Genomic DNA, 21,208 nt, shown 5'->3' with positions numbered 1-21,208 from the left:
AGCAGACAGGTGGTGATGCGCCCGCGCCCGCGCCCACGCCCCCGCCCTCTGCCCACGCCCTCTGACCCACCAAGGGCCGCGGCACCAACGGAAAAAGGGCAGGAAGCCAAAGCCCCCTGCCCCCTTTGTTTCCAGCCCCTTGCGGAACGATCAGAACGGCTTGACCGTGCCCAGGAAGCAGATCCCCGAGATGGTGATCCAGTAGACATAGGCCATGCAGCGGCCCAGGAAGAAGTCGCGCGTCAGCGTGGCTTCGATCTGGGCGTTGGGGCCCTGCGCCAGAATGCGGAACGCGGTGGTCCAGCGGCGCATGATCCAGCGCAGACCCAGACCGATGCACAGCGCAAAGCCGTAGAGCGTCAGCTTGGTCGCGTACCAGCGGCTGCCTTCGGTCGCCACCAGCCAGTCCTTACCCAGCAGCGAGCCGATGCCCACCACAAAGATCGTCGGGATCAGCACATAACGCACTGCCTCGTCGATCTTGGTCAGACGGATGCCCAGATCGCTCTCGCGGAAGATGAACGCGCTCCAGCACAGGCCCAGCCATGCCGCCACCGCAATCCACATGCCCACCAGCCATGCGCCGCCCAAAGGCTGAAGCCCATAGATATGGCCCATGTGCAGGCCCAGCGGCAGCAGGGTGATGATGCCCGTGCGCGCCAGAATGTCGATACGATAGGCCGTCTCCATGTGGCGGCGGCGTTCTTCCATCGACAGATTGCGGTTCAAAATGTTGTAGCTGGTCTGGAACACGCCCCACTCACCGCCCAGCCAATAGACCATGCAGATGATGTGCACCCAGCGCAGTACGAGAACTTCCTGTATCACGTCTTTCCCCTCGGATCTGGACGGGGCTTACCGGCGGGAGAGCTTGTCCACCCAGTCCGTTACCGGCGGATCCGGGTATTCCATAGCTTCTACCTCCTGCTGGAAGCCGCGCATCACACGGGCGATGTAGGCCCGGGTAGATTCACCTCTTTCCACACCCGCCTGATAATCGGGGGTATAAGCTTCGATTTGTCCGATGTTCAGAGAACCGGACTGCGCCAACAGGCGTTCCACCGTGTCCAGACGGTCACGTGTGGCCGACAATTCGGCCGCCAGCGCCATGCACATCGAGGTCAGACGGTCCACCGCCGGCTCGTCAAAGAACACAGGGCGGCCGCCCTTGGCGCGCAGACCGCTGCGGGCGATCCAGTCGATACCTTCGGTCATGCCACCTTCTCCTCTGCAACAGTCTTGATCGCGCCATAGGCGTTCCAGATGGCCGCGCGGCCATAGTCTTCCTGGGCGCCATCGGGCGAAGGCGGGAACAGCTTGGAATCGGCCACCGCGCGCACGCCCGCCACAAACTGGGCGTCACGGGCAAAGCCGGCCTTTTCCATCTCCTCGATCAGGTCCAGCCCATGCATGGCCGACCAGAACGGTTCGTTGTTGTTGTACGCATCCCAATCGCGCAGCATCTGTTCCAGCAACGGCATCTTGTCGCTGTACTGGGGCTGTTCGACATGCAGGATCAGCCCGCCCGGACGCAGCACGCGGTGTGCCTCGGCCAGAATGCGGGGCATCGAGTCCGCCGACAATTCGTGCAGGAACATCGTGGTCTGCACCCAGTCGAAATAATTGTCGGGATAGCGCGAGAGGTCCTCGCCGCTGCACTGGACGAACTTGATGTTCTTGACGCCCAGGCTGGCCGCACGGGCCGCCCCATAGCGCAGCGAGGCGCCGGCGGTGTCGATGGCATAGACCTCGGCATCGGGGAAGCCCTGCGCGATCGGCACGGCGTTGTGCCCCACGGTCGCGCCGATATCCAGAATGCGCTTGGGGGCGAAATCGGGCATGTTCGCCTTGATATGGGCCACCACGGCCTGACCGCCGCCATCGTTCAGACTGCCCAGCGCGCCGCCCGTGGTGGCAAACAGCCCCACGTCATAATTGGCGCCCACGGTCACGTCATCGGGGCGTTCGCCGCCGTGATAACCGCCCGGCTGACAGTGGATGTCGACGCAGGTGTTATAGATCGGCTGCTCGACCGACGGGTCCAGATGCAGCAGACCGGAATGCTCGTTGAACTGACGGGCCATGGCGTCCAGCTGGTCCAGCTGACGCAGCACGCATTGGCGGCCGTTGTGCTGGCGCATTTCCATCGTGTTGCGCTTGAGCGCCGACCACATGCGATGGAAGGTGTCCTGGTTCATCGCCACGCGAACTTCTTCGCGGTTTTCCGGCTCGCGGCCATGCACCGCCTTGAAGGCGGGCAGCACCCGGCTCTCATAGGCCAGGGCGTTGCCCTTGCCCAGCGTGCCGGAGATGTAGCGGTTCATCAGGGTAAGGAAGTTGAAGCGCGCGGCTTCGTCATGGCTGGTCACGGCCATCATCGGATGGCGGGTCAAAGCCGTATAGGGCGGTGGCAGGTCGGAAGTCATCTTGGTCCTCCAGTCCGGGCGGGGGCGCTGATCTGCGCCTGTTGTGTTCCCGCCGTTGGCGTTGTGGCCGATGTTCTCCCCACCATAAGTGGCATCGCGATACGTTGATATGTATCAATCGTATAACATATTTGGCGATAAGGTCCGATATCGCCCGTCGGTCATTCCATCCCATCCGCCCGCCTTTGGCGTGACGCACAGGGCAAAAGCGTCAGAATTCCGCCATCAGACGGCCAACGCCTTCAATCTTGTCATGGATGCCGCAAGCGCGCAGGCCATGCCAATAGGTCGCGGTGTTGATCGCGATGAACGGCTTGGCACGCTTTTGCTCATATTCCGCGGCCAAATCGATGATCGACAGGTTGGTGCCAACCTGCACAACGGCATCGACGTCATCGCCGTCCAGCTCGTCCAGCACGGGGCGCAGTTCTTCCGGCGTCACCTTGGCGATGTCGGTCCAGCGCTTGCACTGCAACGGCTTGTCACGCTTGACCGTAAAGCCCGATTCCTCGAAATAGCGGCGCACTTCGGCGTTCGCGACCGGGTAATAGGGCGAAACAAAGCTGACGTTCTTGATGCCACCAAAGGCGTTCAGGGCCGCCACGACGCTTTCGGCGCCCGTGCTGGCGCCAACGCCCGCGACTTCCTCGACATTGGCCTTCCACTTGCGGCCGCCTTCGACGCCGCCATAGAACGTGACCGCCGACATGCCCAGCACCAGGTAATCCACCTTGGCCGTCATGACCGAACGGACCGCGTCCATCGTCGCGTCCGAGATCAGTTGCGTGCCGGCAAGGAAATCCTCGTTCGACAGCGCCAGCGGGTCTTCGACAAAGATGCGGCTGAAATGGTTGGTCACGCCCACCGGGCGCATCCGTTCCATGTCGGGTTGGACGGTGGTGTTGGTTGAGGGGGCGATCACCCCCATCAACTTGCGCCATCCCAATACGTCACCCATCGATCATTCTCCTTTTACTTGAAGGGTGCTGCGATCACTGGATAGCGGCGGCCTGAGCGAGGCTTTCATACATCGCCTGACGCATCAGATAGGCGCGACGCTTCTCGTCATTGCCCTTGATGGCCAGCATTGCCTCGCGACGGCGCGCATGCGCGTCGTCCGAACCGCCCTTGATATAGGCCATGTTTTCAATCGTCTGCGACTGGGTAAAGCTGTGGGTCACGGTGCGACGCTGACGGTCGTACAGTTCCAGGCTGCCGTTGGGCTTGCCAGCCTTCAACGCCGGTTCCAGCTTTTCGAACAGGTTGAACGCGTCATGCACGCCCGAGTTCATGCCAAAACCACCCAGCGGATTGTTCAGGTGGCAGGCATCGCCCGCCAGCATCACGCGGCCCTTGCCGAACGACTTGGCAACGCGCTGGTGGACGCGGTACAGTGTGCGGTGGCCGGTTTCGACATGCAGGTCGGTGCCCAGCAGGCGCTGGAAGATGCCATCCTTGATCTCGTCCGACTTGAGATAGTCATCGCCCAGCGAGGCATCGGTCGGCACCAGAACGCGCCACACCGAAGGCACGCGCAGCAGCACCAGCCACTCCGACGGGTCCGAGACATAGTTCACATAGGACAGGTTGGGCAGGTAATCGGCCAGCTCCAGCTTAGTCGAGAGCGTCAGGAAACGCTCAGGGTAAGTGAAGCCGTCGAATTCGATGCCCAGCCACTTGCGCACCACCGAGTTCGCGCCGTCGCAACCAATCAGATAGTCGCAGCGATAGCGCACGATGTCGGTCATCGTTTCCAGACACAGGTCAACGCCATTGTCATCCTGCTCAACCGTCAGCAGACGGTGGCCGAACAGCACCTTGGCGTTCGAATATTTTTCCAGACCTTCGGCCAGACCGCGCGACAGGTGGTACTGTTCGCACTGGACGCGGAAGGGATACTTCGTCACGTCCGAAATTTCCGACAGATCAAAATCGATGACTTCGCCGCTGGTGCGATCACGCCAGTGATACACCGGGGCCTTCAAGCCGCGCTCGATCAGCAGCGGGGTGATGTCGATCTCGTCGAGCATCTCCAGCGTCGAGGGGTGGAAGGTCGAAGCGCGCAGATCCTGCGCGCAATCCAGCCCCGCCTCGAACACCACCACGTCATAGCCGGCCTTGGCCAAAAGCGTCGCCATTGTCGTGCCAACGGGACCTGCCCCCACGATCGCAACCTGGCACCGTTCTACCCCTGACATAACGCAAGACCTCCAAACTCTCGTGTGGCCTGTGGTATGGCGCGATGATGCAAAGGCGGTGCGCGATGTGGTGGAACTATCCACGTAGCGGTGATTGAATGGGGCAAAATGGGCGAATTGCCGCGCGCACCGCAAGTTGGCTCTGGAAAGTCCTTACCCCCGCGCGAATAGGGCGCAAATACAGGGAGAAAGTCATGCGTATTACGGCATGGATACATGCGCCCACACCTTGCGGAACCGCCCCCCGCGCGACCCCCGCCCCGTCTCTATCCGCCTGTCGGAGGCTGTTGCGCAGCGCCCTGCTGAGCGCTGGCGCGGCAGGGCTGGCGCTGGGTGGCGCGGCAGCGGCACCGGCCCGCCCCGCCGCCCAACCGGCCCGCCCGGTCGTCACACCCCTGACGCCTGCCCCAATCCCGGCCAATGCCGAAGCGATCTACATGCAGCGCTATCGCGACTACATGAAGACGCCCGGCGATTTCCCTTACAACCCGATGGAGGCGATGCCCGGCGTCGAGACCTATCGCGCCCTGCCCACCGCCACCAGCCGCGCCTTGCCCGCAAAGGTGCTGGATCAGGCCGCCGCCTATGCCGCCCAGATGGGATCGCGCGCGATGCTGGTCTGGCACAAGGGCGTGGTGGTCAAATCATGGTACGCCCCCGGCATGGGCACGGCGACACAGATGGTGTCGAAATCGCTGTCCAAGCCGCTGACCGGCATTGCCGTGGGCCGGGCGATCGCGCTGGGCTATATCCCCTCGCTGGACACGCCGCTCTCGCAGATCCTGCCCGAAACCGCCGGTAAGCCGCAGGGCCGCATTCTGGTGCGTCACCTGCTGGACATGCGTTCGGGCATGCTGGATCAGGGGTTCACCATGGATCCCGCCCACCCGCTCAACCGCGCCTATCTGGAGCTGGACCACGGGCCATACACCATGGCGCATTACCCGATGATCGCAGAACCGGGCGCGCGCTATGGATATGCCAATGCGCCCTCCGACATGGTCGCCTATGTGATCGAGCGCGCCACCGGCCGCCGCTATGGCGAATTCATCAGCAACGAAGTGCTGCGCCCGATCGGCGCGCAAGGCGGCAGCATCTGGGTCGATCGCCCCGGCGGGCTGGCCCATTCGGGCTGCTGCACCTATCTGCCGACCGAGACCTATCTGCGCATGGGCATCCTGTTGCTGAAGGATGGCGTGTGGGGCGGCCCCAATGGTCAAAAACGGCGCCTGCTGCCCACAGGTTACGTCAGCGAAATGCGCAAAGGCACGCCACAGAACCCCAATTTCGGTCTGGGCATCTGGATTGGCGAGCCCTATCTGCAACGGCGCGGCTTTGGCGCGCAAGGAGCGGCTGGGCCAAAGGTGCTGCACTCCGCGCCTTTCCTTGATCCAAAGCTGTTCATGTTTGACGGCAATGGCAATCAGGTGGTGTGGATCTCGCCCAAGGCGGATCTGATCGTCATGCGTCTGGGCGCGGCCCCGCCCGCCCCATCGGCGACGCAGCCCGAATGGGACAACGCCTATCTGCCCAACCTGCTGCTGGGCGCACTGGGGCTGAAACCCGCCCCTGCCGCCAAATAACCCAAGCCAAATAACCCAAGAAGGGGGCGCGCCCATTGCTGGACACGCCCCCTTCCCTCTCCAACGCGCAAAAGCCGATCAGCGCGTCATCACCTGTCCCAGCCACCGCTTCAGATCGCGGGTGAACAGGCGCGGGTTTTCCCAGAACGGAAAATGGCCCAAGGTGGGGTAGTTGATCAGGCGCACCTGCGCGTTCTTGAACCGCCGGACGGAGGCCTGCGCGCTTTGGCTGATCACCGTGTCATAGGTGCACCATTGCAACAGCACCGGCACATGCACCGCCTCGGCCACGGCGCCCACATCGGTGGTCTGGAACAACCGCACATTGGCCGCGATATAGTCGGCCTGCCGCGCCAGCGCGCCCGGCTGCGCATTGGCGTCATGGATGCTGTCAACCATCCAGTCCTTTGCGCGGAAAGTGGGCGGCGTGGTGTCCTGCAACACCTCGCGATAGAATTCGCGGCTGCGGTATTGCGGGCTGTTGTGGCGCGGATCTGCCACCAGCGCCCTCATCCTTGCGCCGATCTGGCGGGTCTGGCTGGGCCGTTCCAGCGGCAGCATCGAAAACGCCATCGCCACCGCATGGCCCGGATAGGCCCGGTTATATTCCAGCGCGACATTGGCCCCATTGGAGGTCGCCACCACGGCAAAGCGGTCATGGCCCAGCGCCCGCATCAGCCCGTCCATCAACTGGGCGGCGCGCGGGGTGGAATAGACGCCGCTGGGGTCCGGCCCCGACAGGCCATACGGCGACCAGTCAAACCGCACCACGCGATAGCGGTCGGCCAACAGCGGCACCACCAGATCCCATTCGTGCAGATTGGCGATCGAGCCATGCAGCAGGACCACCACCGGCGCGCCCTTGCGCCCTTCCTCGCGCACATGGATCGGCACGCCGTCCACCGTGACAAAGCGTGAAGGCGCCCCGGCCCAGCGCGCCCGCGCCTGCGCCAATGTGGGGACCGTGCCCGACGGCGGCGGCAAAGGCGAAGGCGTGACCGCCAGGGGCGCCTCGCTGGCGGTCAGCGGGGTGCACACCGCCGCCGCCAGCAGGGCCGCCGCGCCGGTAACAGCGGCGGCCCGGAACATGCGATGGCCGCGTGCCATCAAACGGCTTCCGCCTGCGCCATATCCGCTGGCCCCATATCCGCAGGCCAACGCGGCAGGCCCATCGATTCGCGCAGCGTCGTGCCGGGATATTCCTCCCGCAACGCGCCGCGCGCCTGCAGGATCGGCACCACCTGGTCGACAAAGATCTCCAGCTCGCCGGGCATATAGGCCGGCTGCATGGTGAACCCATCGCTTGCCCCGGCGTTGATCCAGGAGATCATCATCTCGGCCATCTGTTCCGGCGTGCCACGGAACACGTTGTGGCCGCGCGGCGTGCGGACATAGGTGGTGGCGAACTGCAACAGGCTCATCCCCGACGACACCGGGCGCTCCAGCACCTTGGCGATGTCCTCGCGCGGGAGGATTGTGGCCTCCAGAATGGCCTCGGCGGGCACGGGCGCGTTGCGGTCAAACACCGTCAGGTCACAACACAGGCTTTCCGACAGATATTCGATGCACAGGTCATCATCGGCCAGCGCGATCAGCGCGGCGTCCTTGGCCATCGCGGCTTCCTGCGTGTCGGCCAGAATGAACGAGAGGCCCGGCATGATCTTGACCCCATCGGGATCGCGCCCGGCGGCGGCCACACGGGCGCGCAGGTCCGAACGGAAGGCGATGCCATCCTCCATCGTCGCGGCGGGGCAGAAAATCGCCTCGGCAGTGTGGGCGGCAAAATCGCGGCCGTCGCCCGACTGGCCCGCCTGCACGAACACCGGGCGCTGCTGCGGGCTGGTGCCCCGCTCGGCGTTCAGACGGCGCCAGATGGCCTGCGCGGCAGCCACCGTTTCGCGCGCGTTGCGGTAACGCGCGGATTTTTCGGGCATCGGTTCGTCGCCAAAGTTCCACGCCGTGTCCGGGTGCGCGCTGGTAACGATGTTCCAGCCCACGCGCCCGCCGGTCATGCGGTCCATCGTCCAGAACCGTTCCGCCAGCGATTCCGGCGTCCAATAGGTGGTCGACAACGTGTTGACCAAGCCCACATGGCTGGTGACCGACGCAATCGCGGACAGCAGCGCCATCGGGTCCAGCGTGGGCATCGCCAGACGTTCAGGCGTGCGATCGCCGCCTTTGCGCGACTGAAGCTGATCGCCAAAGACGATGGCGTCAAACCGCCCACGCTCGACCAACTGGCCGACATGGCGGTAGTAATCCATCGACCACACATCCGCCGGACGCGCGCCCGCATGGCGCCAACCGCTGGGATAATGGCCGATACCCTGAAGAAAGGCCCACAGATGCAGTTGCTTGGCCATGTCAGGCGGCCTCCTCGGTAGCGGAATGGGAAACAAAGGGCGTCGGCAGGCCCAGACGTTGACGCAGCGTGCCGGTGGTGGCGCGGGCGCGGCCCTCAATCACCGGGGCAAAGGCGGCGGCCAGTTGCGGCAATTGCGCCACGGCATCGTCCAGATCCACATGCGCGCCGGCGATTTCACCTGCGGCATGGGCGGCGGCCAGCATCGCCACATCCGCGTCCAGCCCCACGCGGATCAGGCGCAGCCGGGCGCTGGGCGCGCTTTGCCCCTGTGCGGCAATGGAAATATCGGTTTGCGCCAAATCAAACGGCGCGTCAGCATCGGCCACCAGCACCGGATTGCCCTGACGCGGGCGCATCGCGTTCACTGGCCCGCGCGTGCGGTAATGGCTGCCGCGATAGTCGGGCACGATCACCTTGGTCGTGTCCAGATAGCGGCCGGAATCCTTGTCGATGATCAGCGTGTCATCGCTCCACCCGTCCCACAACGCATTGGCGGCACGCGCCATGTCGGCCACCTGCGCCGCGTCCGGCCCGGCCGGGTTCCAGCCCAGCATGCCGCCCGCCAGCCAGTCCACCGCCGAGAGCCCGCGCGCCGTATGGAACGGATGGCCCAGCCCCGTGCCCACCACCGGCACCACACCCATCGTGGTCAGTTGCGAGGCGGCCCACGCGGCAATCACCTGCGCGTCAAAGGCCAGCGGCGCCCCCGCGCGGCCCAGCAAAAGCATATCCAGACCAAGGCTTTGCGCCTGAGCCAGCACGGGCGCGGCCCATGCCGGATCAGACAATTCCGCCTGCGTCACCGAGGCGGAGAGGATAAAGGGATGTGTCATACAACGATCACCGGTTCATGAAGGGAATGAATGGGTTCGCACCCGTCGGGGGTAATCAGCACCAGATCCTCGCAATGGGCCGAGCCGCCAATGCCGCTGTCCAGCACCGGGCAATCGACCGAAAGGATCATGCCGGGGCGCAGCGTGATATCGGGCTTGCGCCAGAACCCGCCCGCGTCTTCGCCCGGCTCGTCGGTATGGGCCAACCCGCAGGAATGCGGGCCAAATCCGATGATCGCGTCATGCCCGCCCTTTTTCAGGGCCTCCTGACCAATGCGGACGATATCGGAATATTTCAGGCCCGGTTTCAACGCCTCGCGCACCGCGTTCCATGCGAAAGCGGCAGCGTCAGCGGCACGGCGGGCGGCGGCGGGCGGATCGCCGATGAACACCGTGCGGGCAAAATCGCCGTGATAATGCTGAAAATGGCTGACCGCGTCCAGAAACAGCGCCTGGCCATCGCGCAGGGCAAAGGGCACCAGTTCGCTGCTGGCGCGGTCGATGTTCAGGAACACGGCGGTATTGCCCCGCGCCGCCGCCTCGGCCCGGAACAGGGCGTGCATGTCGCGATAGGTCGCCCCGGCGCGCGCGGCATGTCCCACCGCCTCCAGCGCCTGCACATTGGCCTCGGCCGCGCGGGACATCAGCGCGATCTCCAAAGGCGACTTGATCAGGCGGATTTCGCGCATGATATTGTAGTCAATGATAGCAAAACCAGCGTGGTTATGCCGCGCCAGGACCTCGGCAAAGACGGGGTGGTCACAGGCCAGACGCCCCTGCCACAGCCCCAATTCACGCAGCGCCGCCGTGATCGCCCCACCCGCATTGCGATAGGCGTGGCGGTGGTTGAGCGCGGCCCTGCTGGTGCTCAGCCGATGCGCCTCCAGCGGCGAAAGTGCTACCGCACCCCTATCGGGACACAGCGGGATATCGCCGGGCAGCGCCGAGCCTTCGACCGGGCCATCATCATCGGCCAGGTCATCATACAGCCAGCAATCGACGTCAGGCCTCACCCGGCCATCGGCCCAGGTGTAATAATGCAGGAAACGGCTGGTGATCAGCACCGGCCTGTCGGGCGCCGAACGCCGCAAAATTGCAAAGGTTCCGGGCGGTTGGCCCAACCGGGTGCGGGCAATCTGCGGCCAGTGGCCCAGCGCGTGAAACACGCTCACCGGCTCACCGATCAGGATCGCATCCAGATCGTGCCTATCCATCACCCGCGCGGCTTCCTCGACATTGATCGGGGCGCCTTGCGAGAGGGCATCATACAGCGCCGCATCCGCCGGATTGGCGGTCAGCGACGACAACAAAGGGGAACCGGTGGCATTCATGGGGATGATCATGCGCGGCGGCGGCACATTCAATGCCCTCATTGGCGCAAATATCCGCCTGATGAACAGGCCCGCGATGACACCGGCACCCCGCCGGTATGGGGTTAGCCTGCCTGTCCATGACCCAGATCAATCCCGATGCCAAGCCCGCCGCGCCAACGACCGCGCCCTCCCCCCCCGAACCCTTTGTCGAGCGCGCTTTTGTGCGGTTGTCCGAAGGGCAGATGCACCTGCGCATTCTGCCCGCCGCCAGCCCCGACACCACCGATCTGCCGCTGGTGATCTGCCATGCCTCACCCGCGTCATCGTGGTTTTCGCAGGGGCTGATGCGCGCCATTCGCGCCGCCGGGCATACCGGTGCCATTATCGCCCCCGACACGCTGGGCAATGGCGATTCCTGCGCGCCGGCGGGCGACCACCCCGACATCGCCTATTTCGCCGACTCGGTGGCGCGGATGCTGGACGGGCTGGGTTTTGACCGGGTGCACATCTATGGCACCCATACCGGCGCGCGGATTGCCTGCGAATTTGCCGCCCTGTTCCCGGCCCGCACCGGCAAAGTCATTCTGGACGGCATCACCGAATACCCCGACGACCTGCGCCAACAGGTGATCGCCAATTACGCCCCCGTGGTCGAGCCCGACCAATATGGCCGCCACCTGATCTGGGCGTTCAATTTCTGCCGCGATCAGGCGTTGTTTTTCCCGCATTTCATGCAAGTGCCCGACCGCCGTCTGGCCGTGCCGATGCCCCCGCCACAGGTGCTGCACCGCATCACGCTGGACGTGCTGAAAGCCATGGACACCTATTCCAAGCCATACATCGCCGCGTTTGAATATGCCGCGTTTGACCGCATGGCCCATGTCGCCGCCCCCACCCTGCTGCTCAAACCCGAGAACGAGCTGGCCTTGCTCAACGCCTCGGTCGCGCGGGCGCTGGAGATTCTGGCCGACGGGCAGGAAGCCACCGTGCCCGCAGGCGATGCCGCCAAGGCCGCCGTCATCACCGCCTTTCTCACAGGAGCCGCCGCATGAGCGCCCAAGCCCACACCCAAACGCACAGCGCCGACGCGCCGCTGTCCACCGCCACCTGTCTGGGGTTTGGCGTGGGGACGGTGGGCGTGTCGATCATGCTCAATACCGTCACCGCCTATTTCCCGGCGTTCATGTCGACGGTGATGGGCGTGTCGCCCGCCATTGTCGGCCTGATCATGATGGGCGCCAAACTGTATGACGCCATCGCGGACGTGGTGATCGGCCATCTGTCCGACCGCCACCGCAGCGCCTGGGGCCGCCGCAAGCCCTTCATGGCGGTGGGCGCGCTGCTCTCGGCGATCAGCTTCTTCATGCTGTTTTCGCCGCCCAAATTGGATCAAACCGCGCTGATCTGGTACATGATCGCCGGGCAGATCATCTATTCCACGGCCTATTCACTGTTCAACGTGCCCTATATCGCGATGCCCGCCGAACTGACGCATGGCTATCACGAACGCACCAAATTGCTGGGCTGGCGGACGGTGTTTGTCTCGATCGGGCAGATGCTGGCGACCGCTGGCACCGCCGCCGTGATCAACGCCAATGGCAAGGACGCCCATGCCTATGGCTTGATGGGGGTGATCATGGCGCTGATCATCTTTGGCGCGATGACGGCCTGCACGCTGTCGGTGCCGCGCCTGCACGCGCCGCGCAACGCCGCCGGCGAAGCGCCCACCGACCATCCCCCGCTGTGGGGTCAGGTCAAATTGCTGACCAAGAACCGCCCCTATATGCTGCTGCTGGGGGCCAAGGTGTTCCAGTTCTTCGCCTTTGCCAGCATGGGGGCCTGCGCGCTGTTGTTCATGCTGAACGTGCTGGGCGTGGGGTACGAAGGGCAGATCTGGCTGTCGATGACGCAGAATGTGGTTTCGGCGCTGTCGATGCCGCTGTGGGTGCGGATCGGGCGGCGGATCGGCAAGCGCCGGACCTATCTGATCGGCGTGCTGATGTTCTGCGCGGCCAGCGGCAGCTGGATGCTGGCGTCCAAGGGCATCGCGGTCGAAGGCCTGATCTGGCGCGGCGTGCTGTCGGGCGCTGGTTCGGGCGCGATCATCCTGATGTCGATCGCCATGCTGGGCGATGCGATGGCCTATGACCGTTTCACCACCGGCATCGCGCGCGAAGGCTTGATGTCGTCCACCGTGGCCGTGGTGGAAAAGGCCAGCTCGGCGATTGGCGCGGGGCTCTTGGGCGTGTTCCTGGCCTGGTTCCACTTTGTCCCGACCATGGGGGGCAAGCTGGTGCAACAGCCTGAAAGCGCGCTGTTCGCCTTGCAGATCGGCTATTCGGTGATCCCGATGGCCATGTTCCTGGCGAACGGCTTTTTCCTTTATCTGTACGATCTGGACGCGAACAAGCTGGACGCCGCGCGCAAGGCCGCGCTGGGCGAATAAGACCGCGCTGATACAAAAAGGGCGCTTGGGAGAGGATCCCAAGCGCCCTTTTGTTTGGCCAGATGGGGCGGCACGAAGGCCGCCCCTGCCTCGGTCACAGGACCGCGCAGACGGTCTTCCATTCCAGATAATTGTCCATCGCCTGCTTGCCGCTGTCCCGGCCCCAGCCCGAGGCCTTGACCCCGCCAATGGCCAGCGCCGCGTCATACATCGCGTGGCAGTTGATCCACACGGTGCCGGCGCGGATGGCGCTGGTCATGCGGTGGGCGTTGCTCAACCCTTCGGTCCAGACGCTGGCGGCCAGACCATATTCGGTGGCGTTGGCGGCCGCGATGACCTCTTCGACATCGTCATAGGCCTGCGCGACCAGCACCGGGCCGAACACTTCCTCGTTCACGATCTCAAAGTCGGGCTTCACATCGACCACCACGGTCGGAGTGATAAAGGTGCCCGCCTCGCCGGTGCGCTCGCCGCCAGTCAGCATGGTGGCGCCCTGCGCCTTGGCGCGGGTCAGGAAACCCTCAACGCGCTCGGCATGGCGGGCCGAGACGACCGGGCCCATCTGCGTGTCGGGCAACAGGCCATGGCCCAGCTTCAGGCTCTTGGCATAGGCAGCGACGCCCTCGACCACCTGATCATAGTTCGAACGGTGGACATAGAGGCGGCTGCCCGCGATGCACACCTGCCCGGCGTTGAAGAAGATCGCGTTGGCCACGCCCGGAATCGCCATGTTCAGATCGGCGTCGGGCATCACGATGCTGGGCGACTTGCCGCCCAGTTCCAGCGTCACGCGCTTGAAATTGGTCTTGGCCGCATCCAGAATGGCCCGGCCCGTGGCGGTCGACCCGGTAAAGGCCACCTTGTCCACCAGCGGATGGGTCGAGAGCGCCGAGCCGGTTTCCGACCCCAGACCCGTCACCACGTTCAGCACGCCCGCGGGCAGGCCAGCCTCGGCCATCAGTTCGGCCAGACGCAGCGCGGTCAGGCTGGTGTCCTCGGCAGGCTTCAAGACGATGGTGCAGCCAGCGGCCAGCGCCGGGGCCAGCTTCATCGCGGTCAGCACCAGCGGCGAGTTCCACGGTACGATGGCCGCCACCACGCCCACCGCCTCGCGCACGGTCCACGAGCGCATCTGCTTGCCCGCGGGCTGATAGTTGATCGAGCTTTCGATCGTGTTGCCCTCGATCGTCATCGCCTGCCCGGCGAAAAAGCGGAACTGGTTGATGGCGCCGGGGATTTCGGCCCAGCGGCCAACATAGAACGGCTTGCCCTGATCCAGCGTCTCCAGTTGCGACAGCTCGTCGATATGGGCTTCGATCAGATCGGCGATCTTCCACAGGATGCGGGCGCGCTCAACCGGCACCGTGGCGCGCCACGCGGGCAAAGCGGCCGCTGCCGCCTGCACCGCCGCATCCACATCACCCGCGCTGGCCGCCGCGATCTGGCCGGTGACCGCGCCGGTGGCGGGATCGACCGTGTCCAGCGTGCGGCCGCCCTCGGCCGATTGCCACTGGCCACCCACGAACAGCCCCTGCCCACGCGCGCGGCGGTCAAGGAACGCGCGCGCATCGGCGCACAGCACAGACAGATCAACGGCCATTTATACAACCTCCATAGTTGCCCCCTGTCTGCCCCCCTGCGCGCGAGGCGACCACGCGGCGCCGCCAAAAAGTCGCATATCGGATAATCTGGGCATCCATGCGGAACACATACGCGAAAAAGCTACCCATACGATATCAGCGCTTGCAAAATGATAACGTTTTCATAATCTGTGTCCATCCGGGGCCGTTTTGGCACCCGGCTTTGGCCTAACCACCTGGGGATCACATGACCTATCGATTGGGTGTAGACGTTGGCGGTACCTTTACCGACCTCCTGCTTTTCGATCAAAGCAGCGGCAAATTCTGGCGCCACAAGACGCCCTCGACGCCGCATGACAGCTCGGAAGGCATTCTGAACGGCGTCACCGCCATCTGCGAAAAGGCCGGCATCGTGCCGTCCGACGTCGAATTCTTCCTGCATGGCACCACGGTCGCCACCAACGCCGTGCTGGAGGGCAAGGGCGCCCGCGTGGGTCTAATCACCACCGATGGCTATCGTCAGGTGATGCAGATCGCGCGCTCGTTTGTACCGGGCGGTCTGGCTGGCTGGATCGTGTGGCCCAAGCCCGAGCCGCTGGCAGCCCTGCAGGACACGATCGAGGTCAAGGGCCGCGTCGATGCCGATGGCAACGAGATCGAGCCGATCGATGAGGCCGAAATCCGCGCCGCGCTGACCAAGCTGAAGGACGCGGGCGTCGAGGCGCTGACCATCAGCCTGGTCAACGCCTATCTGAACGGCGCGCATGAAAAGCGCATTGGCGAACTGGCGGCGGAAATCATGCCGGACGTTCCCCTCTCGCTGTCCCATGAAGTCCTGCCCGAAATGCAGGAATATGAGCGCACGCTGACCACCGTTGCCAACGCCAGCGTGCGTCCAGTGATGCGCCGCTATATCCGCAACCTGCGCGACAAGCTGCGCGGCGCGGGCATGGCTGGTTCGCTCTCGCTGCTGCGTTCGGACGGCGGGTTGATGTCGTCGGAAAAGTCGGAAGAGCATCCCGTATCGCTGCTGATGTCGGGTCCGGCCGGCGGCGTGACCGGCGCGATCTGGGTTGGCCGCAATGCGGGCATCAAGAACATCCTGACGCTGGACGTGGGCGGTACCTCGACCGACGTGGCGCTGATCGAGGGCCTTGAGGCCCGCCGCCAGCGTGACACCGAAGTCGGCCATTTGAAGGTTCGCGCCTCGGCGCTGGACGTCAAGACCGTGGGCGCGGGCGGCGGCTCGATCGCCTATGTGCCCGAACTGACCAAGGCGTTGCGCGTGGGCCCGCAGTCGGCAGGCGCCGTCCCCGGCCCCGTCGCCTATCAAAAGGGCGGCACGCTGCCGACCGTGACCGATGCCAACGTTGTGCTGGGCTATCTGCCCGAAAACCTGCTGGGCGGCACGTTCAAGCTGGACCGCGAAGGCGCCAAGGTGGCGGTGCAGACCATCGCTGACGCGCTGGGCATCGGGTTGATGGAAGCCGCGCGCGGCATCATCGACATTGTGAACGAGAACATGTTCGGCGCGCTGCGCATGATCTCGGTGCAGCAGGGGTATGACCCGCGCGACTTTGCCCTGATGGGCTTTGGCGGCGCTGGCCCGCTGCATGTCAACGCGGTGGCCCGCCTGACCGGTTCGTGGCCCGCCGTCTCGCCCGTTTCGCCGGGCGTGCTGTGCGCCTTGGGCGATGCGACCACCCGGATGCGCACCGAAACGGCCCGCTCGTTCTCCAAGCGGATCGCGGACACCGCCGAGGACGCGGTGATCGCCATCCTGTCGGAAATGGCCGAACAGACCCGCGCCGAACTGCGCGCCGAAGGCATCGCCGACGCGGACATCACCAGCCAGTTCGAACTGGACGTGCGCTATGAAGGCCAGGCCTTTGAAGTGCCGCTCTCGATCGATCCCGAAACGCTCAAGCGTGATGGCCTGAAGGCTGTGACCGACCGCTTTGATGCCGAGCATCTGCGTCTGTTCACCTTCAACATGGACAGCGCCCACGAACTGGTGAACCTGCGCGCGGTCGCGATGGGTCCGGCTCTGGACCTGCCCGCCCCGCCGCTGGCCCAATCGGACGGCAATGTCGCCCGTGCCAAGATCCGCGACCACCAGCTGTGGGCCGATGGCGCCATGGTTCCGGCCGTGATCTATGACCGCGCCCTGTTGCAGGCGGGCGATGTCATCCCCGGACCCGCCATCGTCGTCGAAATGGACTCGACCACGCTGATCGAAGCGGACTGCGTCGGCACCGTCGACCACGTCGGCAACATCCTGATCAACCTCGCCTGAGAAGGAGGCAACCAACATGCCCGCACAGATCATTCAGGCCAATGAAACGCCTTTCCAGACGGTGCCGGTCGATCCGGTCACGCTGGACATCATCGAAAACGCCCTGCGTAATGCCCGCATCGAAATGGACGCCACGCTGGTGCGCACCGCCATGTCGCCCGGCATCCGCGAACAAGGTGACGCCTTCCCGCTGATCGCCGACTACAAGGGTCGCATGATCGTGGGTCAGTTCGGCTCGTATATCGGCCCCTTCCTTGAAGGATATGAAGGCACGGTCGAAGACGGCGACCTGATCTTCCTGTCGGACCCCTATTCGGTGGGCGGCGCGATCTCGCACTGCAACGACTGGCTGGTGCTGTTGCCGGTTTTCAAGGATGGGCGCCTGATCGCCTATACCTCGATGTTCGGCCACCAGAGCGACATCGGCGGCATGGTTCCCGGCTCGATGCCGATCCACGCCACCAGCATCTTCCAGGAAGGCGTGCGCATCCCGCCCGTCAAGATCTGGAAGAAGGGCGTCTATAACGAAGACCTGATCAAGCTGGTCATGCATCAGAGCCGCACGGCCGACTGGTGCAAGGCGGACTTGAACGCGCTGATCGCCTCGTGCCGCGTGGCCGCCACCCGCGTGGTCGAAATGGCCAAGCGCTTTGGCGACGACATGTTCACCTCGGCCACCGACCTGCTGCTGGACCGCAACTATCGCGCGATGAAGCAGCTGGTCGAAAGCTCGATCGGTGAAGAGAAGGTCAGCTTCGAGGACTACATCTGCGACGATGGCATGGGTTACGGCCCGTACAAGATCAAGTGCACGATGTGGCGCGAGAATGGCCGCGTCATTCTGGATTTCGACGGCACCGATCCGCAGTCGAAGGCATCGATCAACATGTTCCTGAACGAGAACATGATGCGCATGTTCTTTGGCATCTACATGATCATGGTCTTTGACCCGCAGATCCTGTTCAACGACGGCTATTACGACCTGATCGATGTCCGCATCCCCGAAGGCTCGTTGCTCAAGCCCAAGTTCCCCGCCGCATTGTCGGGCCGTACCCACGTGCTGGGTCGCCTGTTCGACATTCTGGGCGGTCTGCTGGGGCAAAAAACGCCGGAATTCCTGAACGCGGCCGGTTTCTCGTCCAGCCCCCACCTGTTCTATGCCGGTACGGACAAGAACGGTAAGTGGTTCCAGCTGTTCCAGATCGGCTTTGGCGGCATTCCTGGTCGCCCGATGGGCGATGGTCCGGACGGCCACTCGCTGTTCCCCGGCTTTACCAACGTGCCGAACGAGTTCCTCGAGCGCTACTTCCCGCTGATCATCGAGCGTTACGAGACGGTTGCGGACTCGGGCGGCGCGGGTCTGCACCGTGGCGGCAACGGCATCGACATGGTCTATCGCTTCCTGGAAGACGGCGTGATCGCCATCCACGACGACCGCTGGTTCGTGCCGCCGTGGGGTGTGAACGGTGGTGAGCCGGGCATGCGCGCCAAGAAGATCCTGGTGAAGAAGGACGGCACCGAAGTCGTCGTCGGCAACAAGCTGGAAGACTATCCGGTTGAAGCTGGCGACCGCCTGCACTTCATCACCTGGGGCGGCGGCGGCTGGGGCGATCCCTATGATCGCGATCCCGCTCTGCTGGTCAAGGAAGTGGCGCAGGGTCTGGTCACCGTGAAGGGCGCGCTGCGTTACGGCGTGGTGCTGAGCGAGGACGGCACCAGCGTTGACACCGCCGCCACCGAAGCTTTGCGCGCCAAGCTGCGCGCCGAGCGTGGCGAGATCAGCACCTTCAACTTTGGCCCGGATCTGGAAACGCTGCGCGCCAACTGTCTGGCCGAAACCGGCCTGCCGGCGCCCACCGCGCCCAAGTGGAACCTGCCGTTGGCGCAAGCGGCCGAATAAGCCACCGCGCCAACATTTCCGGGCCTGCGCCCTGTTGCGTCAACCTCTCCAGACGCGGCGCGGGCCCGGAATTTCCCCCTCCCCGGGGTTATGATCCAAGGAATTGAACATCATGGCTAATCCGATCCTGCGCGAAAAGCTGGCCAAGGGCGAGTTCTTCGTCGTCCCCGGCATTCAGGACATGATCGCCGCCGTCATCGCCAACAAGGTCGGCTTCGACATCGTCTATGGCACCGGCTATTGGCTGACGGCCAGCGCGTGGGGCCTGCCCGACGCCGGCATCGCCACCTATACCGAGATGAAGAACCGCATGGAAACGCTGGTCCGCACCAGCAACAGCGCGGTCATCGCCGATGGCGACACCGGTTACGGCGGGCTGTTGAACGTCCACCACACCGTCAAGGGCTATGAAGCCGCGGGCGTCACCTGCATCCAGATCGAGGATCAGGAATTCCCCAAGAAGTGCGGTCACACGCCCTTCCGCCGCTGCATCCCGCTGGAAGACATGGTCGAGAAGATCAAGGTCGCCGTCGAGGCGCGCGAGAGCGAGGACTTCCTGGTCATCGCCCGCAGCGATGCGCGCCAGAGCGAAGGCTTTGACAGCCTGATGCGCCGCATGGAAGCCTATGACAAGGCGGGCGCCCACGTGCTGTTCCCCGAAGCGCTGGAAAGCGAAGAGGAAATGGCCAAGGCCTGCTCGATCCTGGGCAAGCCAGTGATGGCCAACATGGCCAATGGCGGTTCGACCCCGATCCCCAAGGCCAGCGTGCTGGCCGAAATCGGCTATGCCTATGCCATCTACCCCTCGCTGACCTCGCTGGTGGCGGCCACCGCCATGGAAAAGGCGCTGATCGACCTGAAGAACGATGGCATCGGCGAACCCGATGGCATCTTCAACTTCAAGGAATTCTGCGGCCTGATCGGTTTTCAGGACGTGTGGGATTTCGAGAAGAAGTGGGCCAAGTAAGAGGCGGATGACACAATGAGCAGGGACATCGCCGCGGCCGTGTTGTCGCAAAGCGGGAACAACCCCGCACCCTATGCCGACAACAAGCCGCTGGACGTCAAGACGCTGCAACTGGCCGATCCCAAGCCGGGTGAAGTGCTGGTGCGGATCGATGCGGCGGGCATTTGCCATTCCGATCTGTCGGTCATCAATGGTGACCGCCCCCGCCCCATGCCGATGGCGCTGGGTCACGAGGCTGCCGGCACGGTGCTGGCGCTGGGTGATCCCGATACGCGCGATCTGGCGGTGGGGGACCGGGTGGTGCTGGTGTTCCTGCCTTCTTGTGGCCAATGTGTGCAGTGTCAGTCGGGCGAAGGCTATCTGTGCCCCAATGGCGCGGCCGCCAATGGCAAGGGTGAACTGATGCACGGCGGCTCGCGCCTGTCGTGCAATGGCGAAACGGTGCATCACCATCTGGGCGTGTCGGCCTTTGCAACGCAGGCAGTGGTCGATCGCCGCTCGCTGGTCAAAATCCCCGGCGACATCCCGCCCGAAACCGCCGCGCTGTTTGGCTGTGCGGTGCTGACGGGCGTGGGCGCGGTGATGAACACCGCCGCTGTGCGTCCGGGGGAAAGCGTGCTGATCTATGGTCTGGGCGGGGTTGGTCTGGCCGCGCTGCTGGGGGCTTTGGCCGCCGGGGCGCAGCCGGTCTATGCCGTTGATCCCAGCCCGGAAAAGCGGGCGCTGGCGCTGGAACTGGGCGCGGCTGCGGCCGTGGCTCCGGGCGATGAGGCGGCGTTCACCGGCACCGATGTGGTGATCGAAACGGTGGGCAAGGCGGTCGTTCTGGCCACCGCCTATCGCGCCGCGCGCCGGGGTGGCCGCATCGTCACCGTTGGCCTGCCCAACCCGTCCGAAAATCTGGAGATCAACGCCCTGTCGCTGGTCGCCGATGGCAAGGTGCTGATGGGCAGCTACATGGGCTCCTCGATCCCCTCGCGCGATATTCCTAGGTACATCGCCCTGTGGCGCGCGGGCCGCTTGCCGGTGGAAAAACTGCTGACCTCGGTCGGGCCGCTGGACGAAATCAACGAAGCGATGGATAAGCTTGCTGCCGGTAAGGCAGTGCGTCAGGTGATCGTGCCTGCGTGGTGAGATGACTACCGGCAGGGCGCGGAAATCCGCGCTCTGCCGCCATGATAAAAGGGGGCCGGCCCGCACATATAACCGGTTGTCTGGAGAGCATACGCCAAAGTGCGTATCCGCCTAGCGGATAGTCTTCCCTGTTTTTCGGAAAGATGACAATCTCCTGACACTCTTCG

Annotated in this window: 17 protein-coding genes; 7 read left to right on the top strand and 10 right to left on the bottom strand. The window is 64.4% G+C overall.

The features are described 5' to 3' along the window. Nucleotides 1–150 precede the first annotated feature (150 nt). The 5 genes from GTZ99_RS05495 to GTZ99_RS05475 form a co-directional block, all read right to left on the bottom strand. Entirely contained in the window at nucleotides 151–828 is a 678-nt protein-coding gene (locus tag GTZ99_RS05495; RefSeq protein WP_320076640.1) for a hypothetical protein, read from the bottom strand. 27 nt (nucleotides 829–855) lie between these two features. Then, nucleotides 856–1,215, bottom strand: a complete 360-nt coding sequence (locus GTZ99_RS05490; protein WP_161717281.1) for a hypothetical protein — start codon at nucleotides 1,213–1,215, stop codon at nucleotides 856–858. After that, nucleotides 1,212–2,426: a class I SAM-dependent methyltransferase gene (locus tag GTZ99_RS05485; RefSeq protein WP_161717280.1), complete on the bottom strand. Its 1,215-nt coding sequence runs from the start codon at nucleotides 2,424–2,426 to the stop codon at nucleotides 1,212–1,214. The genes GTZ99_RS05490 and GTZ99_RS05485 overlap by 4 nt, the downstream gene beginning before the upstream one ends. Before the next feature lie 211 nt (nucleotides 2,427–2,637). Next, nucleotides 2,638–3,384, bottom strand: coding sequence for a maleate cis-trans isomerase family protein (locus GTZ99_RS05480; protein ID WP_161717279.1), 747 nt, complete (start codon nucleotides 3,382–3,384; stop codon nucleotides 2,638–2,640). A 34-nt stretch (nucleotides 3,385–3,418) separates the two neighbouring features. Further along, on the bottom strand, nucleotides 3,419–4,624 hold the full coding sequence (locus GTZ99_RS05475) for an FAD-dependent oxidoreductase (protein ID WP_161717278.1): 1,206 nt from the start codon (nucleotides 4,622–4,624) through the stop codon (nucleotides 3,419–3,421). A gap of 287 nt (nucleotides 4,625–4,911) precedes the next feature. Here GTZ99_RS05475 and GTZ99_RS05470 point away from each other — a divergent pair, with 287 nt between their 5' ends. Further along, nucleotides 4,912–6,207: a serine hydrolase domain-containing protein gene (locus GTZ99_RS05470; RefSeq protein WP_161717277.1), complete on the top strand. Its 1,296-nt coding sequence runs from the start codon at nucleotides 4,912–4,914 to the stop codon at nucleotides 6,205–6,207. A 78-nt stretch (nucleotides 6,208–6,285) separates the two neighbouring features. On the opposite strand, the gene GTZ99_RS05465 is transcribed toward GTZ99_RS05470, so the two are convergent. From GTZ99_RS05465 to GTZ99_RS05450, 4 genes are read right to left on the bottom strand one after another with little or no spacing between them, the layout of a single operon-like run. Next, complete coding sequence (locus GTZ99_RS05465) at nucleotides 6,286–7,314, bottom strand: alpha/beta fold hydrolase (RefSeq protein WP_227711116.1); 1,029 nt, start codon at nucleotides 7,312–7,314, stop codon at nucleotides 6,286–6,288. Beyond that, a complete protein-coding gene (locus GTZ99_RS05460; RefSeq protein ID WP_161717276.1) occupies nucleotides 7,314–8,570 on the bottom strand; it encodes an LLM class flavin-dependent oxidoreductase in 1,257 nt (418 codons plus the stop codon). Before GTZ99_RS05460 ends, GTZ99_RS05465 begins: the two co-directional genes overlap by 1 nt. Before the next feature lies 1 nt (nucleotide 8,571). Beyond that, nucleotides 8,572–9,405: an LLM class oxidoreductase gene (locus GTZ99_RS05455; protein WP_161717275.1), complete on the bottom strand. Its 834-nt coding sequence runs from the start codon at nucleotides 9,403–9,405 to the stop codon at nucleotides 8,572–8,574. Next, the gene (locus GTZ99_RS05450) at nucleotides 9,402–10,748 is read right to left on the bottom strand and encodes a M24 family metallopeptidase (RefSeq protein ID WP_227711115.1); all 1,347 of its coding nucleotides are present in this window, start codon (nucleotides 10,746–10,748) and stop codon (nucleotides 9,402–9,404) included. The genes GTZ99_RS05455 and GTZ99_RS05450 overlap by 4 nt, the downstream gene beginning before the upstream one ends. Before the next feature lie 107 nt (nucleotides 10,749–10,855). Between GTZ99_RS05450 and GTZ99_RS05445 the strand changes: the two genes are divergently transcribed. Then, the gene (locus tag GTZ99_RS05445; protein WP_161717274.1) at nucleotides 10,856–11,770 is read left to right on the top strand and encodes an alpha/beta fold hydrolase; all 915 of its coding nucleotides are present in this window, start codon (nucleotides 10,856–10,858) and stop codon (nucleotides 11,768–11,770) included. Beyond that, nucleotides 11,767–13,164 carry an MFS transporter gene (locus GTZ99_RS05440; protein WP_161717273.1) on the top strand — a complete coding sequence of 466 codons (1,398 nt, stop codon included), beginning with the start codon at nucleotides 11,767–11,769 and terminating at the stop codon, nucleotides 13,162–13,164. Before GTZ99_RS05445 ends, GTZ99_RS05440 begins: the two co-directional genes overlap by 4 nt. Before the next feature lie 94 nt (nucleotides 13,165–13,258). Here GTZ99_RS05440 and GTZ99_RS05435 read toward each other — a convergent pair whose 3' ends face one another. Next, nucleotides 13,259–14,764, bottom strand: coding sequence for an aldehyde dehydrogenase family protein (locus GTZ99_RS05435; protein WP_161717272.1), 1,506 nt, complete (start codon nucleotides 14,762–14,764; stop codon nucleotides 13,259–13,261). Nucleotides 14,765–14,991: 227 nt separating this feature from the next. On the opposite strand from GTZ99_RS05435, the gene GTZ99_RS05430 reads away from it, so the two are divergent. From GTZ99_RS05430 to GTZ99_RS05415, 4 genes are all read left to right on the top strand, one after another. Beyond that, nucleotides 14,992–17,040, top strand: coding sequence for a hydantoinase/oxoprolinase family protein (locus tag GTZ99_RS05430; protein ID WP_161717271.1), 2,049 nt, complete (start codon nucleotides 14,992–14,994; stop codon nucleotides 17,038–17,040). A 16-nt stretch (nucleotides 17,041–17,056) separates the two neighbouring features. Then, on the top strand, nucleotides 17,057–18,940 hold the full coding sequence (locus GTZ99_RS05425; RefSeq protein WP_161717270.1) for a hydantoinase B/oxoprolinase family protein: 1,884 nt from the start codon (nucleotides 17,057–17,059) through the stop codon (nucleotides 18,938–18,940). Nucleotides 18,941–19,052: 112 nt separating this feature from the next. Continuing rightward, nucleotides 19,053–19,907, top strand: coding sequence for an isocitrate lyase/PEP mutase family protein (locus tag GTZ99_RS05420; RefSeq protein WP_161717269.1), 855 nt, complete (start codon nucleotides 19,053–19,055; stop codon nucleotides 19,905–19,907). 15 nt (nucleotides 19,908–19,922) lie between these two features. Further along, complete coding sequence (locus GTZ99_RS05415) at nucleotides 19,923–21,041, top strand: zinc-binding dehydrogenase (RefSeq protein ID WP_161717268.1); 1,119 nt, start codon at nucleotides 19,923–19,925, stop codon at nucleotides 21,039–21,041. The last annotated feature ends 167 nt before the right edge of the window (nucleotides 21,042–21,208 follow it).

The sequence above is a fragment of the Novosphingobium ovatum genome (genome assembly GCF_009909235.1).
Classification (GTDB): Bacteria; Pseudomonadota; Alphaproteobacteria; order Sphingomonadales; family Sphingomonadaceae; genus Novosphingobium; species Novosphingobium ovatum.
The sequence above is the reverse complement of the archived record's forward strand: the minus strand, read 5'-3'. Positions and strand labels throughout refer to the sequence as shown.